This window comes from Marinobacter sp. SS13-12, assembly GCF_030227115.1.
Classification (GTDB): Bacteria; Pseudomonadota; Gammaproteobacteria; order Pseudomonadales; family Oleiphilaceae; genus Marinobacter.
This window is the reverse complement of record NZ_JASSUA010000002.1, coordinates 494,078-511,505: the sequence shown is the minus strand read 5'-3', so window position 1 is coordinate 511,505 and position 17,428 is coordinate 494,078. Positions and strand designations below refer to the sequence as shown.

General features: G+C 58.5%; 12 protein-coding genes. 4 read left to right on the top strand and 8 right to left on the bottom strand.

Going from position 1 to position 17,428, the window contains the following annotated elements; genetic code table 11:
* Nucleotides 1–4: 4 nt before the first annotated feature.
* Nucleotides 5–2,086: a type VI secretion system Vgr family protein gene (locus QPL94_RS15345; RefSeq protein WP_285358549.1), complete on the bottom strand. Its 2,082-nt coding sequence runs from the start codon at nt 2,084–2,086 to the stop codon at nt 5–7.
* A 181-nt stretch (nt 2,087–2,267) separates the two neighbouring features.
* Between QPL94_RS15345 and QPL94_RS15340 the strand changes: the two genes are divergently transcribed.
* Nucleotides 2,268–3,293, top strand: a complete 1,026-nt coding sequence (locus QPL94_RS15340; protein WP_285358547.1) for an NADP-dependent oxidoreductase — start codon at nt 2,268–2,270, stop codon at nt 3,291–3,293.
* Nucleotides 3,294–3,319: 26 nt separating this feature from the next.
* On the opposite strand, the gene QPL94_RS15335 is transcribed toward QPL94_RS15340, so the two are convergent.
* Genes QPL94_RS15335 through QPL94_RS15310 form a run of 6 tightly spaced genes read right to left on the bottom strand, consistent with a single transcriptional unit; the run spans nt 3,320 to nt 10,199 of the window.
* Nucleotides 3,320–4,285, bottom strand: a complete 966-nt coding sequence (locus QPL94_RS15335) for an NAD(P)H-quinone oxidoreductase (RefSeq protein ID WP_502881555.1) — start codon at nt 4,283–4,285, stop codon at nt 3,320–3,322.
* A 32-nt stretch (nt 4,286–4,317) separates the two neighbouring features.
* Nucleotides 4,318–5,439 carry a tRNA-queuosine alpha-mannosyltransferase domain-containing protein gene (locus QPL94_RS15330; RefSeq protein WP_285358542.1) on the bottom strand — a complete coding sequence of 374 codons (1,122 nt, stop codon included), beginning with the start codon at nt 5,437–5,439 and terminating at the stop codon, nt 4,318–4,320.
* 15 nt (nt 5,440–5,454) lie between these two features.
* Nucleotides 5,455–7,152: a sugar phosphorylase gene (locus QPL94_RS15325; RefSeq protein WP_285358725.1), complete on the bottom strand. Its 1,698-nt coding sequence runs from the start codon at nt 7,150–7,152 to the stop codon at nt 5,455–5,457.
* Nucleotides 7,153–7,184: 32 nt separating this feature from the next.
* A complete protein-coding gene (locus QPL94_RS15320; protein WP_285358540.1) occupies nt 7,185–8,405 on the bottom strand; it encodes a glycosyltransferase family protein in 1,221 nt (406 codons plus the stop codon).
* 31 nt (nt 8,406–8,436) lie between these two features.
* Nucleotides 8,437–9,240, bottom strand: coding sequence for an HAD-IIB family hydrolase (locus QPL94_RS15315; protein ID WP_285358536.1), 804 nt, complete (start codon nt 9,238–9,240; stop codon nt 8,437–8,439).
* 11 nt (nt 9,241–9,251) lie between these two features.
* Complete coding sequence (locus QPL94_RS15310) at nt 9,252–10,199, bottom strand: hypothetical protein (protein ID WP_285358535.1); 948 nt, start codon at nt 10,197–10,199, stop codon at nt 9,252–9,254.
* Between the two features lie 119 nt (nt 10,200–10,318).
* On the opposite strand from QPL94_RS15310, the gene QPL94_RS15305 reads away from it, so the two are divergent.
* Entirely contained in the window at nt 10,319–11,773 is a 1,455-nt protein-coding gene (locus QPL94_RS15305; protein ID WP_285358533.1) for a protein adenylyltransferase SelO, read from the top strand.
* A 15-nt stretch (nt 11,774–11,788) separates the two neighbouring features.
* Here the strand turns inward: QPL94_RS15305 and QPL94_RS15300 are convergent, their stop codons facing one another.
* Entirely contained in the window at nt 11,789–13,303 is a 1,515-nt protein-coding gene (locus QPL94_RS15300) for a fumarate hydratase (protein WP_285358530.1), read from the bottom strand.
* Nucleotides 13,304–13,482: 179 nt separating this feature from the next.
* Between QPL94_RS15300 and QPL94_RS15295 the strand changes: the two genes are divergently transcribed.
* Both QPL94_RS15295 and QPL94_RS15290 read left to right on the top strand, forming a co-directional pair.
* On the top strand, nt 13,483–14,256 hold the full coding sequence (locus QPL94_RS15295; RefSeq protein WP_285358529.1) for an enoyl-CoA hydratase: 774 nt from the start codon (nt 13,483–13,485) through the stop codon (nt 14,254–14,256).
* A gap of 297 nt (nt 14,257–14,553) precedes the next feature.
* Nucleotides 14,554–17,367: an MECDP-synthase gene (locus tag QPL94_RS15290; RefSeq protein WP_285358526.1), complete on the top strand. Its 2,814-nt coding sequence runs from the start codon at nt 14,554–14,556 to the stop codon at nt 17,365–17,367.
* Nucleotides 17,368–17,428 lie beyond the last annotated feature (61 nt).

Below are 17,428 nucleotides of genomic sequence, written 5' to 3'. Positions count from 1 at the left end.
GCATCTAATCTCCACTCACCATAAGTGATCCATGATTCAGTGCTCTTAACCAACATTCCTTACAAATCATTGGCAAAGCTCGAGATTCCGGACCGGCATTGCGTCTGATCGAAGTTTCCGCTAGTTCAGGAGCGCTCACGCTTCTACCACCATTAGCAGCGACGGCCTCCGGCTTTTCTGGGGGCCGAGATTGTTGGCCACTTCCACTGCCCGGCGAACCGCCTGAATTGATCTTTATGCCGGGGCCGGCCAGCGTTACGCCGCTCGGGTCCAGTTTCAGCAGGCTACCGCCAGCGGAAATGGTGAGTTCGGCGCCGGCGTCCAGCACCACCTTGGCGCCTGCCTTGTGGTGAACTTCGGTGCCGGCTTCACTGAGGGTGCCCTTGCCGGATTTCTGGTGGAAGGTGCCGCCGATGTTCTGGCTGCAGTCGCCGCCGACGGACTCGCGCTTCTCGCCATCTACGGTGCAGTGATCGTTGCCCTTGATGTGACTGAAGTTGTTGTTCTCCACCGTTCGGTGGCTGTCATTTTTGATGACCTCGGTGCGGTTGTTTTCCGTCAGCAGGTCCAGGTCTTTCTGGGCGTGGATAAAGATCTGTTCTTTGTCCGCTTCGTCCTCGAATCGCAGTTCGTTGCTGCCCTCGCCCTTGTGGGTCTGGGTTTTCAGAGTGGTGCGTGTTTTGTGTTCCGGCAGCGCGTACGGCGGCGTGTTGGTGGCGTGATAGGTTCTACCGGTAATAATGGGCTGGTCCGGGTCGCCGTCCAGGAAGGAGACGATGACTTCGTTGCCGATTCTCGGGAGTGCCATGAAGCCATACTGGCCGCCGGCCCAGCCCTGGCTGACTCGTAGCCAGGCGCTGGAATGTTCATCATTCTTTGAGTAGCGATCCCAGGGGAATCTCACTTTTACCCTGCCGTGTTCATCGCAGTGAATCTCTTCCCCGTCGGGGCCAGTGACAATGGCAATCTGGGGGCCGTCCATTAGAGGGCGGTGGTTGATCTGTGGCCGCCAGGTGCGATCCGCGGGAATGGCATTGAAGGCGTTGTGGTAGGTGGTGCCACCACTACCGCTCTCCTCTTCCAGGGCCTGGGGCTGGTGGCCGGTGTGGGTGATGCTGGTAAACAGCCATTCCCGGTTCAGGCTCTGGTTGTCGTGTTCGGTGAGTTCGACTTTGGCGCCCACGGTGAAGTCGGAGCGGTTGCTCTGGCCGTTGGCGGTGATGGCGTCGTTTCGCAGGGCGTCCAGGCGGTTTTCGGTGAACGGCTGGCCGCTGGCGTCGGCCTTGAAGCGGCCGGGGTAGTCGTAATGCTGGTAGTCTTCGCGCTGGGCGTCCAGCTTGTCGGCCTGGTGTTCGTGCATCAGGGCATAAGCCGGATTTTTGAAGGTGTAGTCCTTCATGGCCACGGAGGCGGCTCTGATGCGTTCCCGGTAGCTGAACTGGAAGACGGCGCTCTGGCGGCTGCTGCCACCGGCCTTGCCGTTGTATTCGACGGGGTCGAGCCGGGGGGCGTCTCCGTGATGATCGGCGATGATCAGGGCGGGTTGGTCGTTGCCTTCTACATCTCCGTGGTTGTAGCGGTAGTGCCAGCCTTCTTCGGCCGACAGTCGTTCAATAAAGTCCAGATCGCTTTCCCGGTGCTGGACGCAGTATTCTCGTTCTTCGGGGGTACGTTTCAGGTCAAACACGGTATCGATGATGCCCCGCTCTTCCAGCAGGGTGCGCACGATGGCGTCGGTGCTCTGGGTCTGGAAGATGCGGCTGTTGTGCATCAGGCCCAGGCGCCACAGCGGGGGCTGGACGATGACTTCGTAGCGGGTGCGGCGATGGCCGGAGTCGCCCCGGGCGAATTCGTTGACCACGCCGTGGAAGCGCCGCAGGGGGATGCCGTCCTGCCACACCACCAGTTCCACGGGCTGTTCCAGCACTTCCTCAGCGGCAATAGTCGGCGAGGTACTGGCCAGTTCCAGCTTGCAGTGGCACAGCTTCGAAAGGGTTTCGGTCAGTTCAAAGCGGACGACCGCGAACAGGTCTTTGGGGAGTTGGCCAAGGGTGGCCGTGAACTGCAGTCCGGTTGCCTGGGGCATGTCTTCGATCCCTGAAGAGGTCTGGAATGTGAGTCAATCAACAAACGGCTCATCCTGAGCCTGGGTGATTATAACGATCAGTCCGGAGAATGTAACCCCGCGTTCGCCAAGCCGGGATGTTGACCTCAAACCGATTCTGCTGCACCCTAATCTGGTTTCATTATGCAACCGGAGATCATTTGTGAGCAACTATACCAATCGAGCCATCATTCTTAACCAGCGCCCCCAGGGCGAGATTCAGGAGGGCGACCTGGTGCTGGAAGAACGTCCGGTCCGCGAGCTGGAGGATGGCGAAGTCCTGGCCAAAGTACTGTGGCTGTCCCTGGATCCTTACATGCGCCCACGCATGAACGACGCCAAGGGTTACATGGACCCCATCGGCCTTGGCGAGGTGATCGTCGGCGAGAGTGTTGCGCGGATTGTCGAGTCCCGCTCGGACAACCTCAAGGTGGGCGACCTGGTCACCTGTTATTCCGGTTGGCAGGAGTACGCAGTGTTCCCCGGCGATGCCGAAATGGTCTACAAGATTGACCAGAAGGACAATGTGCCACTGCAGACCTACCTGGGTGTGGCTGGCATGCCAGGCCGTACCGGCTACTGCGGGCTGATGTACGTGGGCAAGCCGAAAGCGGGTGAAACTGTGGTGGTCTCCGCTGCTTCTGGCCCTGTAGGAACCGTGGTCGGTCAAACGGCCAAGAAAGAAGGTTGTCGTGCAGTCGGCGTTGCCGGTGGTCCGGAGAAGTGCCGTTACGTGGTGGAAGAACTGGGCTTTGATGCCTGTGTGGATTACAAGGCAGCCAACCTGGAAGCCGACCTGAAAGCCGCCTGCCCTGATGGCATCGACATCTACTTCGAGAACGTCGGCGGGGCCGTAACCCGGGCCGTGGCGCCCCTGCTGAACCCGGGCGCGCGGGTACCCATCTGTGGTTTTGTCTCAGCCTACAACGCAGAAGACATGAACTCGGTGGAAACACCCTTCCACGTGCTGAAAGCGCTGGACCCGGTGCCGGAGCACCGCTTCTTCCTGGTAACGGAATGGCAGGACAAGCACCAGGAGATCACCAATATCCTGACGGACCGCATCGCCTCCGGTGAACTCAAATACCGCGAGACCATCGCCGAAGGCCTGGAAAACGCGCCGGAAGCCTTCAAAGGCATGCTCAAAGGCAAGAACTTCGGCAAACAGCTGGTGCACATCGCCGACTGATGCCTTGAACCTCCAGGGAAGGAGGTTTACCCGACAACCTGCAGCAACACCTTTCCGATATTGCGGTTTTCCGTCACATAGGCCATGGCTTCACCGGCCTTTTCGATGGGCCAGGAACTGTCGATCACCGGATCAATCTGCCGGGCACTGAGCAGCGGCCAGACGTGCTTGTACAGGGCGCTCATTACGTCGCCCTTGTCGGCCACTGGCCGTGACCGCAAGGTCGAACCAATCAGGCGATGGCGCTTCATCAGCATCAGCCCCAGATCTACTTCCGCCATGCGGCCACCCATCAGGCCGATGAGTATGATCCGGCCATCCATGTTCAGCACTTTCTGGTCGTCAGCGATATAGTTCCCACCGACCGGATCCAGCACCATGTCCACACCACCCCAGGACTTTACGGCGTCGACGAACGAACCGTCCTTGCGATTCCAGACGCCACTGGCGCCGAGTTTTTTGCAGATTTCGAGCTTGTCGTTGTCACCGGCGGTGGCGAACACCGGGTTACCCAGCGCCGTTGCCAACTGGATGACCGCCGTGCCCAGGCCACTGGCAGCGGCGTGAACCAGCACCTTTTCACCGGGCTTGAGCGCAGCTTCGTGATAGAGGTTCAGCCAGGCGGTGGCAAACACTTCAGGAATCGCCGCGGCTTCTTCCAGGCTGTACCCTTTCGGAATCGGCAATACCTGAACGGCCGGCACCACCACATGAGTGGCATAGCCACCGCCGGTGAGCAGGGCGCACACTTCATCACCGGGTTTGAGGTGATCCACGCCTTCACCCACTTCGGAGATGGTTCCGCTGACTTCCAGGCCCAGGATATCGGAAGCACCGGGTGGCGGCGGATAAACGCCGGCCCGCTGCATCAGGTCCGCACGGTTAATGGCGGTCCACGCAATATCAATAGCCACATGATTTTCGGGCACTTCGGAAGGGATGTCATACGCCTCCCAACTCAACGTGTCGCCACTGACCTTGATGGCTCTCATCATCTGCGCTTACTCCATGTGTTAAGTCAGGCTCAGGATACCGTCAGCTGGCCCAGGGTTGCACTGATCACTTTGTAATATTTCTTTTGCAGTTCGCTGAGACGCCAGGCTTGCGGCATGCAAGGCTCTGGCGGCCGCTGCAACAACTGGCGCAACAGCCCGGCCGCCGCATCGGCTTCCGTTGCCGGATCATCAGCATGGCTGGCGTATCGCTGGGTCGCCGGCACATACTCGGGATAAGCCAGGCGGTCAGGAGCCAGCGCCATACAGCCAGCCGCCATGGCTTCCAGCACGGACAGCCCCTGGAAATCATGTAGGGCGGTTGAAATCGCCACATCCGCTTCTGCCAGCAGGCGGTCATAGTCCGCCCTGCTCTTGAGGTATCCCCAGTTCACAATACGAGCCCAATGCCGCTCGTGTATCAGGTTAAAGGCTTCAGGCTGATTACGGAACTGTTCACCTACCACGCTTAGCCGGAAGTCCTGGCCCGCTTTCACCAACGCGTCCAGCAGCAGCGACAACCGGTCCGGTGCCTTGTCGTATTCCCAGCGATGGTTCCAGAGCAGGTGGGGGCATTGTGCGTTGCAGGACTCTCTTCTCTCCAGAAACAGCCGGTCCTCAATGGGCACAGGAACCACATGGGATTTTTCGCGAATACTGCTGATCAGACCGTCGGGAAGTCCATCCGGCATCTTCTCCAGAAAACGGTAAGCCCCCTCCAGAAAACTGTCACGGTTCCAGGCACTGTTAAACAGCACCTGATCCGCGGCAACCGCACTGTACAGGTTGACGATTTTCGGCTCGGCACTGGAATGCTGCCGGCCGGAGTCCGGGTAGGCAAACTGGTTCTCATGCATGTAGAGAATAGTGGGCGTGCGGGCAAGATGAGGATGAAACCCTTTCAACGAGGCCAGGTCCACCATGGAGGTGACGATCAGCAGGTCATAAACGGCTTTCAGCGCCGGCTCCTGTAACCAGGTCAGCGCGTTCCCGCGAATTCGCCAGCGGAAAAACCGGGGTGGCAGGGCCAGCACCTCCCAGTGAAAATCCGGCTGGCTGGCAACCAGTTGTTCACGCCAGCGCTGGTGGCTGCCGGCGTCGTAAGCTGATAGAAGCAGGATGCGGGGCCGGTGGTATGGAAGGTGCGATGACATCCGCGCATTCTGCCATCATTCCCGGTTGGACAGCCACACACTTTGGTAGGGCTTGAGGGTCAGGCTTCCGGACAGGTCATCGATTTTCAGGCCCGATATCAGATCCTGCCACTGGTCTGTGCCAATCAGATTGATATCTCCCAGGGAGACCTGCTGAACCTCGTCGCTAATGTTGTGGATGCAGAAGATGGACTGATCCCGACGCATGCTCTGGCGCCAGAAGCCGAACAACTGCAGCCCAAGATGCAGGGTGAACTGGGTGGCGTTGGGATGAAACGCCGTCTGCCGCCGGCGAATGGCGATCAGCCGCTTGAGCTCGGAGAAGACTTTGTGGTGATGACTCAAAGGGTCCGCCAGCTCGGCCTCCAGGCTGTCCAGGTTCCACTGGCCACGGTTGATGGAGCGCAAACGACCAGTGTGCTCTACCCGTTCGCGGTCGTTTTCCGTGCCCAGCAGGCTGTGGATGTAGAATGCCGGTATGCCTTCCAGGGCCAGCATAATGGTGTGGGCACAGATAAACCGGTGCAGCTGCCAGTGATCTGCACCCCGCTCTGCTGTTCCCTTCAGCGCATCGAACAGCGCCACGTTCATTTCATAGGGCTGGTCCTTGCCGTCCGGCGTGCGCCGGTAGGACACCTTGCCCCCGAAGGATTCCATGGTGTTGATCAGCCTTTGCTTTTCCTCCTCGGTAAGCAGGCCGTCAGTCGGGCGCAGACCCACCCCATCGTGGGAGGCAATAAAGTTGAGGTAGGTGGTGCCCATCTGGGCCGGGGGCATGCTCATCAGCCAGGTTTTCAGGTGCCGGCAGTTGCCGGTGACCAGCGTGTTGATCAGCAGCGGCGGCAATGAGAAGTTGTAGATCACATGGGCTTCGTTGGCGTTGCCGAAGTAGGTCAGGTTTTCCCGGTTGGGAACGTTGGTTTCGGTAATGACCACGCCATGGGGGGTGTGATGCTCGATGAGCAGGCGCAGGATCTTGATCAGCTCATGGGTCTGCTGCAGATGGATAGAGGGCGTACCCACCTCTTTCCACAGGAAGGCCACCGCATCCAGCCGGAAGATGCTCACGCCCCGCTCCAGGTAATAACGGATAATGCCGACAAACTCGTTCAGCACCTGGGGGTTGGCGAAGTTCAGGTCGACCTGGTCCTCACTGAAGGTGCACCATACATAACGTTCACCGTCGTCGGTCTGTACTGCGTTGAGCAGCGGTGATGTCCGGGGCCGGACCACGGCGCTGAGATCGTCCGTGGGCCGGGCCTCGAAGAAATAGTCCTTGCCTGGATCAACCCGTTTCTTGAAGTTCTCGAACCAGCGGCTGCGGGCCGACATGTGGTTGATCACCAGGTCCGCCATCAGTTTGTAGTGGCCGGCGATGCGTTCGATGTCCTCCCAGTCGCCGTGGGATTCGTTGACGGCCAGATAGTCCATCACGGAGAAGCCGTCGTCCGAGCTGTAGGGAAAGAACGGCAGGATATGCACCGCTGAGACCGTGTCCTTCAGGCAGTCTTCAAGGAATTGAAACAGGGTCTTGAGGGGCTTCTCGTCGCTGCGCTGGACCGTATCCGCGTAGGTAATCAGCATGACATCGGCTTCGTCCCAGTTATTCTGATGAGCCGGGGGTGCGGGGGTGTCCGGCGCCAGCCCCATGGTTTCAAGGAGCTTATCCGCCAGAAAACCGGTATCAATGGCCGGATAGACCACATCCAGCATGGTGGCGAGTTTGTGGTGCAGGGTATTGCTCACTAGCGATACTCCTCGTTATCCAGCTCCACCGCTTCCAGCAGCTGTTCCTTAATGTCCGGAATGGCACTGGTGACGCGATTCCAGCTTGGAATAAACGGCGTGTCCATGGGGTTGTCCAGGAAATAGGCCCCTGCCCGCATCACGTTCTGGGCAAACAGTTCCACCGCCTTCTCTTCCTTGTGCCGGTCAAAACTCAGCCCGTTGATCACGGCATCGCTCTGGTAGGTCTCCACAAAATCCAGGGCGATGCGGAAATACGCGGCCTTGATGGTGCGGAACTTCTCATTGGAGAAAATCTCACCGTTGGTGGCCAGCTTACGGAACAGGGCCTTGCTGATGTCGGTGCTCATCTTGGAAAGACCGCGGCTGGCGTCTTCCGGGGACAGCTCCTGGTGCTTGTGGTCGTAGGTGTCGGCGATATCCACCTGGCACAGGCGATTGGTAGCGTAGTTACGCTTCATCTCCGAGAGCACGCCCACCTCGAGCCCCCAGTCGCTGGGAATCCGCAGGTCGTTGATCACGTCGGTACGGAAGGAGAATTCCCCGGCCAGCGGGTAACGGTAGCTGTCCAGGTAATCCAGGAAGTCGCTGGGGCCGCAGACCTTTTTGAGGGCTCGGATCAATGGCGTCACCAGCAGGCGACTGACCCGGCCGTTCATTTTGCTGTCCGCTACCCGTGCATAATAGCCTTTGCAGAACATGTAGTTGAAGTTGGGATTGGCCACCGGATAAATCAGCCGCGCCACCAGATCACGGGAATACGTGAGGATATCGCAATCATGCAAAGCGACCGATTTGCTCATTCCGGAGGCCAGCACATAGCCGAAGCAATACCAGACGTTCCGCCCCTTGCCCATTTCGGTAGGCGCCAGGTTCTGCTCCCGGAGTTTGAGGTCCAGGGCCCTCAGCCTCGGGCCATCATTCCAGAGTACCCGCACATGCTGGGGTAACTCGGAGAAGTACTCCAGGGCGTGGCGATACTCCTGTTCGTTGGCGCGGTCCAGGCCGATGACGATCTGTTCCAGGTACGGGACCTTTACCAGTTCCTTCACAATGTTCTTCAGGGCCGGGCCTTCCAGTTCCGAATACAGCGACGGCAATACCAGTGACATGGGCCGGGCTTTGCGAAAGCTCATCAGCTCCTGTTCCAGCTCCTCCACCGGCCGCCGGCAAAGGTTATGAAGGGTTGTGATGATGCCGTTCTGATAAAAGTCGCCCATGGCGGCTCTCCTGTTGTTTCAAAACCCGGTTTCAGTAACCGTACTCAATCAGCAGATTCAGCACGCATTCGTTCCAGCCGGCAGGGCCGGTCTTGATAGACCGTATCGCCCGGCTCTGGGACGGCAGGGACACGCTCTCGGACTGCACACCCCGAACAATCACCGCTATATCCGCCTCTTCCAGCATGTGCTGATCATTGGGGCTATCACCCAATGCAACGGCAATGACTTTATCGACGGGATGTTGTTCCCTGTATTTGCCCAGCAAGAACCGGACCCCATCGGCTTTATCGAAGGTGCCCATGGCGTGGAGAAAGCGCCCGCCCTGCACCAGGCGGCAGTCGTGCTCGCCCAGTTTCTGGCGGAATTCGGCCAGTGATTCCTCGTCTCCCTCCCATAAAAGCGGCTCTGTCCCGGCGCGGTCTTTCGCCAGTTCCGCTTCCGCCTCCGAGAGGCTGGAGTGCCTTGCCAGTTCAGCCGGGCTCATGTCCGTGAAACTACAGAACCGGAACCCCTCTGCCCGACATTCCGCCAGTAACGCCAGCACCTCATCCCGCGATGCCCCAAAACTCTGCACCTGCTCCGGGCCCGGTCCAAAATAGTTCGCGGGGATAATGACTGCGGCGCCGTTTTCCACGATAAAGGGAGCGGTGTTGCCCAGTTGTTCCCTGATAGAGCGCATCTCGCCGGCGGTTTTACTGGAGTTGAGCACCACCGGGATCTCGCCCGCTGCCAGCCTCGCCAGTGCCGGCTTGGCGGGAGACCAGTCGTAGCTGTCATGATCCAGCAAGGTGCCATCCAGGTCTGAGAACAGGATCAGGCGGGGTTTGGGCATGGCTGTGTCCTCTACTGGCGCTGACGGATCAGCGGTTCACCGAAACTGTGGTCTTCACCAACATTGATCACGCAGTCCGCACGGGCCGGCATTTCCGCCAGGCTGGCGCGGGTAATGCGCTCGTAATGCATGATAAATCGGACGACCTCTTCGTCACTCATGATGCGCGATGGCTGCGCAGGCTCACGGTGCTTACCGCCCTCTTTTGGTGCGCCATTGGTTCGATCCCGGAGCTTGTGCTCTTGAAGGGTGCGCCATTGCAGGACGCATTCCATGGACGGCGCCCGCAGCATGATCAGGCTGTCCACCTGGTTGAAAAATTGACCGTACTCGCCCTTGAGGCAGCGATTGACGTATTGGCGCCAGGTACCTTCCGGGTCTTCCGACCGTTCCAGTTCGTTGACCGGCTCCATCAGTTCCGCCTCGCTGGCTGCCGGCACTGCTCCGATGCACCAGCCCTCGATCAGGATCACGTCCGCCCTGCCCCGGAATACCGGCCACAGGTCAGGCGGGCAGCGGTCATCAAGGGATTTGTCGAAGGCGGGGATGGGGGTTTCCGTATCCGGGCCGGCGGCTTTCAGTTGCTCTATAACCTGCTGGCCCAGGGCGATGTCGTGGGTGCCGGGTACGCCGCGGGTGATAAACAGTGGGTGTACGTCTTCTGCCAGCTTTTCCCGTTCGGCGCGGGTGAGGTAGAGGTCGTCCAGGGAGAAATTGGCGGTGGGTATGCGGTAATGGGTGGCCAGCAGTTCCCTCAGGAACAGGGTGAGGGTGGATTTGCCGGTGCCCTGGGCGCCGTGGATGCCGATGATGATTGGCTCGCCTCTGGCCTGTCGGAGACTCTGGATATGTTGGGCCAGGGGGAGGATGGTCTTTTTGACGGTGTCGGCGTAGGAATCGGGGAGGGATTCCTGGTTGATCAGGGTTTTGATGGTGGTAGTCAGATCGGGTGCGGACACTGTGTTGGTTCCCTGTTGGTTTGTTTTTGGTTTTGCAGGTTTTGTACCAATTGGAGTATAGGTGGTAGGAGCTAGGTTTGTTTGTGGGAGCTGGGAGTTATCTGGGACACTGGTGTTATATGAGCAGCAACAGTTTTAAAGTCGAACATCGTTATCTTGAGCTACCGGACAGTTTCTATGCCCGGGTGCAGCCAACGCCGTTGAAGGACGCGCGGATGGTGTGTTTTAACCATGATCTGGCGCGGGAGATGGGGTTTCATTCTCAGAATCCGGAAGAGTGGACCGGGGTGGGTGCCGGGACGGAACTGCTGGAGGGGATGGATCCGGTGGCGATGAAGTACACGGGGCATCAGTTCGGGATGTATAACCCGGACCTTGGAGATGGCCGTGGGTTGTTGTTGTGGGAGACGGTTGGTCCGGACGGGCGGCGTTGGGACTGGCACCTGAAGGGGGCGGGGATGACGCCCTATTCCCGGTTTGGCGATGGCAAGGCAGTGCTGCGGTCGACCATTCGGGAGTATCTGTGCAGTGAGGCGATGGCGGCGCTGGGGATTCGGACGACGCGGGCGCTGTTCATGGTGAGTGCGAAGGACCCGGTGCGGCGGGAGTCGATTGAAACGGCGGCGGCGCTGATGCGGGTGGCGGAAACTCACATCCGCTTCGGGCATTTCGAATTCGCGGCCCATCATGAGGGCGAGGAGGCCCTGCGAACCCTGATAGAGCATGTGATTTCACTGCACTTCCCTCACCTGATCGACCTGCCGGAAGACGAGCGTTACCAGCGCTGGTTTGTGGAGGTGGTTGAGCGTTCGGCTCGGATGATCGCTGACTGGCAGGCAGTGGGGTTCTGCCATGGGGTGATGAACAGCGACAACATGTCGATCATCGGCGACAACTTCGATTATGGGCCCTACGCCTTCCTGGATGATTTTGATGCCGGTTACATCAGCAACCACACCGACCAGGGTGGCCGTTATGCCTACAATCGCCAGCCCAACATCGGTTTCGTGAACTGCCAATATCTCGCCAATGCGTTACTTCCAGTGATGAATGAAGACGATGTGCGGCGCGGGCTTCGGCGCTATGAGGTGGCCTACAACGAGCGTTTTTTGCAGAACATGCGGGACAAGCTGGGGCTGGGCCTGGAGGATGAGCCCGATCTGAGCCTGATCATGGATACCTTCAGCATGCTGCACGAGCACCATGTGGACTACACCCTGTTTTTCCGTGGGCTCTCCAATCTCACCTCGAAGGGTTCTGCGCCGATTCGGGATCTGTTTGTGGATCGCAGCGTGGCGGACGAATGGCTGGAGCGCTACGAACAGCGTCTGCAATCGGAAACCCGAGCCCATGACGAGCGGGAATTCCAGATGCGGAGGGTGAACCCGAAGTACATCCTGAGAAACTACCTGGCACAGCAGGTGATCCTGGAAGCGCAGGGCGGCGACTACAAACCGATGAAGGAATTGTTGAAGGTGCTGAAAAAGCCGTTCGATGAACAGCCGGAATTCGAGGAATACGCGGCGCCTCCCCCGGACTGGGGGAAGCACCTGAACATCAGTTGTTCGTCGTAATTCCGGGCAGGAGCGTCAGACGGCTTTGGCAGCGATGATCTTGTCGTGCCACTCCACCGGGCCAGTCTGGTGGACGGAGGAGCCTTTGGAATCTACCGCCACGGTGACCGGCATGTCTTCCACTTCAAACTCGTAGATGGCTTCCATACCCAGCTCCGGGAAGGCAACCACTTCCGCGTGCTTGATCGCCTTGGACACCAGATAGGCTGAACCACCCACAGCCATCAGGTAGACAGCGCCGAACTCGCGAATAGCATCGATGGCCACCTGACCACGCTCGGCCTTGCCGATCATGCCGGTGAGGCCGGTTTTCTCCAGCATGGTACGGGTGAACTTGTCCATGCGGGTGGCCGTGGTGGGGCCGGCCGGGCCGACCACTTCCTCGCGGACCGGGTCGACCGGGCCTACGTAATAGATAAAGCGGCCTTTCAGGTCTACCGGCAGTTCCTCACCGCGCTCGATCATGTCCACCATCTTCTTGTGGGCAGCGTCGCGGCCGGTCAGCATCTTGCCGGACAGCAGCACGGTTTCGCCCGGTTTCCAGTCTTTCACGTCTTCCGGTGTCACCGTATCCAGGTTCACACGGCGAACGCTGTCACCCACTTCCCAGGTGATCTCCGGCCAGTCTTCCAGACTAGGCGGGGTTTGTAGTGAAGGGCCGGAGCCGTCCAGCACAAAGTGCGCGTGGCGGGTGGCGGCGCAGTTCGGAATGATGGCAACCGGCTTGTTGGCCGCGTGCGTCGGATAATCCTTCACTTTCACATCCAGAACCGTGGTCAGGCCACCCAGGCCCTGGGCGCCGATGCCCAGGTCGTTGACCTTCTCGAACAGCTCCAGGCGCAGCTCTTCAGCGCGATTGGAGGCGCCACGGTCCTGCAAGTCGTGGATATCAATCGGGTCCAGCAGGGATTCCTTGGCCAGTTCCATCGCCTTCTCGGCGGTGCCGCCAATACCGATTCCCAGCATACCCGGCGGGCACCAGCCAGCGCCCATCTGCGGCACCATCTTCAGCACCCAGTCCACCACCGAGTCCGACGGGTTCAGCATGGCAAACTTGGACTTGGCTTCAGAACCACCACCCTTGGCGGCCACATGCACATCCACCGTATTGCCCGGCACGATCTTGTAGTGGATGATCGCCGGGGTGTTGTCCTTGGTATTGGTGCGCTTGCCGTCCGGGTCTGCGAGGATTGAGGCGCGCAGCACGTTATCCGGATGCATATAGGCCCGGCGGACGCCTTCATTGATAATGTCGTCCAGCGCCATGTCAGCATCCCACTGTACGTCCATGCCGACAGTAACGAACACGGTGACGATGCCGGTGTCCTGGCACAGTGGCCGCTTGCCCTGGGCACACATGCGGGAGTTGATCAGGATCTGCGCCATGGCATCCTTCGCCGCCTGGGACTCTTCCCTCTGATAGGCCTCGTACACTGCCTGAATAAAATCTTTCGGGTGGTAGTAGGAAATGAACTGCAGCGCGTCCGCTACGCTCTCAATCAGGTCGTCCTGGCGGATTACGGTGGTCATAGGCGTCTCATCAGGTCTGGTTTATAGATCGGGGTTGTAAAATCAGGAGCGCGAAGTTTACCAGAAAATCCGAAAACGAGGGATCAGACAGACGGCGAAGGTTTTTAACGGGAACCTTGGCTAAACAGCCACGAAAAAATGTAACATCGTCGCTATCTTCGATTGTCGCAGGAGACACCGTGACCGACCTCGTCCTCACCGAAAAGAACAATCACATTCTAACGGTCCGCATTAACCGCCTGGACCGCAAGAACGCCCTCACCCACGCTATGTACACCGCCCTCGGCGATGCCATCGAACAGGCCCGGGATGACAACGATATTCGCTGCGTCCTTTATACAGGCAGCGACGACTGCTTCACTGCCGGTAACGACCTGGGAGATTTCGCGGCCGGCCTTCCAGGCGAATTTGAAGACACCCCTGTGGGCCGCTTCCTGTTGCTGCTGGCCACCACGAACAAGCCCATCGTGGCCGCGGTCAACGGCCCGGCGGTAGGCATCGGCACCACCATGCTGCTGCACTGTGATTTGGTATTCGCCGGTAACAACACCCGCTTCCAGATGCCCTTTGCCACTCTGGGCCTGTGCCCGGAAGGTGGCTCCAGCCTGCTGCTGCCCTCCTGGTTTGGCCGGGTACGCGCGGCTGAACTGCTGATGCTCGGCGACGCCTTCACCGCTGATGACGCCCTGCGCATGGGCCTGATCAATAGAGTGTGCGAACCTGCGCAAACGGAAACCACAGCCCTTGAAGCCTGCGCCCGGCTTGCGGCCCAACCCCCAGCCGCCATCCGCGCCACCCGGGAACTGCTGAACAGGGCCACCGGCGAAGCGCTGACTACCACCATGCTGGCCGAGGGTAAATTGTTCGCTGAGCGCCTGAAATCCCCGGAGAACGCCGAAGCCATTAAGGCCTTCACGGAAAAAAGAAAGCCGGACTTCTCAAACTTCAGTTAGGCGGGTTACTGGCGCCCCCAAGGACTCGACAAACGTCTCAGGGCCAACTATTTTTCAATGAAGCCGAACTCCGACTGTGCGGGTAGGCTCCCAATGGCCAGAATCACACTTTAGAGGGATCAACTGTTGCCTTTCTGTCGCTATAGTCAGAGATACAGAAAATTGGCACAGAGCGCTGGCCAGAAATTCAGACAACAGATAAGCAGAACAGGCCACTGACAACGGGTTTACCGGACCAGACCGGCCCCGTCAGCTGCCGAAAATAACGACACAACAACAGGAAAAGGTTTCACACCCATGTTCAAGAAAACTCTAATAAGTCTTGCTGTGGCGTCCTCCCTTGGACTAACAGGGTGCTTTGACAGCGCCGGTTCCGGGTCTAAGAATGCGAATCCTGACTATAAAATTACTGACACAACCATCGATCAGAGCTTGGTGCGTCCGATTTTCGATCCGATTCTTACATCTCCCGATTTCGACATTCCGGCAAACTTTGATCTGGTGTTGTTACTTGGGGCGGGCCAAAGTGCCAATTACGACTTTACTGGCTTCACCACGGGCACCGATCCGGCTTCCGATACCATCAATGACCTTGACGGCTTCTCCACCTCCGGCCAGATCAATGTTCGTTTCAACGGATCTCTGAAAGCTTCCACTGTTGTTGCTGGCCAGACAGTTCACCTTGTTCCGATCAACATGCTGCCGGTTTCAGCCAATACGCCCAGCATTGAACTGACAGCCAACCCTTCTTACATTGACACGTCAGATCCGTTTGATCTCACCAAACTTGCTACTCAGGACTTCCGAACAGAAGTGATTTCACTGGACGGTGGATCGGACAATGTTATTCGCATCACTCCGCTGAAACCGCTGGAAGACCAAACGAAGTACCTGGTCATTGTGACGGACGGAGTGAAAGGTGCAGACGGACAGTCCACCGCACCCTCAGTCCCCTACTCTGAGATGGCCGGCGATGGCCCTCTCGGCAACGCTGCCTTCCAAACCATTCGTGACGTAATTCAAGGCGGCCAAGGCCTGGCCGAGGCCTGGTTGGCAGCCAACTCCATCGACAGCGATGTCACCCTGGCTTACACACTGACGACTACCAATACCAAGACTTCGCTGCACGCCATTACTTCACCGGCCACTTTCCTGACGCAGCTGGGTGAAGAGGTCGTTCTGTATTCAGCTTTGCAAGTTGTTCGCGACAACCTGCCAGCTGGATCCACTGCTTCCAAAGTGTTTGCGGCCTTGGCTGACGCTCTCAGTGCCGAGCCAGAAAACCTTGAGTTGGCACAGAAAGTTGGCGCTGCTGTAGCTCCCTACCAGACTGACCCCAATCTGGGTCCGCAAGTCGTAGGATCAGCCATTCCCGGACTGCCTTACCCACAGCCAAGGACATCTGCTTTTTACAGTGACACTACCCGCACGGCAGATACTCTGGCAGCAGTTCAAGCATCGGGTAACGCCCAACTTCAATCCGCAGCATCCTTGGTGAACGTTACTGAAGGCGCCATCGAGCTGCCTTACTACGCCGAGCTGCCGGGCACCGATGGTTCCGGACTCGTAGAAGGCATGTGGCGCGGCAGCACCACACTGGAGACTACGCTCAATGCTACTATCGATGCATTCCGAGACAGCGGTGATCCACAGTATGCTTCACTGTCCAACTTCGAATTTCCGCGAGACACTGACGGCACGCTTAATCTGACTCAATACATGCCGTTCCCGCAGGAAAATGCCAAAGTTGCAGTGCCCGTAACTGTTTTCTATCCGAATACTGGTTCTGGCTGTACGTCAATCGACGACGTCATCATTTTCCAGCACGGCATTACCGTTGACCGAAGTGTTGCAACCATTCCCGCCATCACAGTTGCAGCCCAAGCCTCTCCGGCGGCAAACATTGGCGACGCTACGGATCCTGGTCAGTGTATTGCCACAGTTGCCATCGACCAACCTCTCCATGGTCTGGGTGGAAGCCCGGCGGGCACGGTCCCCGGCCTGAATCCTTTGGGCGCGTATGTGAACGAAGCCGACTTCCCGAATGCGGACTTTGTTGGAGAGCGGCACTTTAACTACACCGCAATTCCAGGAACACTTACCCCGGAGCAGCAGGCTGATATTGCAGATGTTGAGTCAGGCAGCCTGGCCATCAACGTCGGCAGCCTCCAGACAACGCGAGATACCCTTCGCCAAGGCGTCGTAGACCTGCTAAACCTCGCTGCCACGATCAAATCAGGCAACTTTGACATTGACGGCGACGGCGACGCTACATACGGCGACACCAGCCTACAGGGCGCAAACTTCCACTTCGTCGGACACTCGCTGGGTGGGATCACGGGCACCACCTTCGCCAGCCTGGTCGAAAATGCAACCCTGAGAGGCGCCTACGCAGCGATACCTATTGATGCGAGCTACCCGAATCTCAGCTCTATCTCTCTGATGAACACCGGCTCTCAGCTGAGCAAATTGGCTGAGAACTCCCCGGCTTTCTCGGGCGCAATCCTCGGTGGCCTGTCTGCTGCCACCGGCGGAACCGTTGTGCAGGGAACCTCAAGTTTGGAGACGTTCCTCTACGTATGGCAGTCCGCGGTCGATACCACGGATCCAGTCAGCTACTCCCAGAGCCTTGGTGCCAGTGTCGCTGCAGAGGGCTCCACCAGCATCCTGGTCTCTGAGGTGGTCGGTGACCTGACAGTTCCTAATGAAGCTAACGTTGCACCGTTTGGCCAGGCCCTGTCTGCGCCGCTGGCCGGAACCGAGCCGCTGATGGCGCTGATTAACCTGGGCGCCGGAGTAGATCCATTGACCTCTGGCTCTCTGATCTCCGCAAGCAACCCGACACCGGTTGCCTCTGTCGCTAACGCCGCGTCGTTCTTCTTCGGTGCACAACCCTGCTCCACAGCAAATCACGGCACGTTTGTCGCGCCTGCAACACCGGCTGACCCGGACGATCAGGTTTGCCCAGAGGGTTCGAGCACTGGTGACGCTTTCAATGAAATGGCCGCTGAAGTGATTGGCAACATCAGATCACAGGCAATCCCAGTCGTTAATTCCAGCGTACTAGGCGATAGCCCGACGGTGGACTCAGCGCTGGATCAGGACCAGTAAAATAGGGTCAACCCAACCAAAACCCCGGCAATTGCCGGGGTTTTTTCTTTCTCTGCACTAA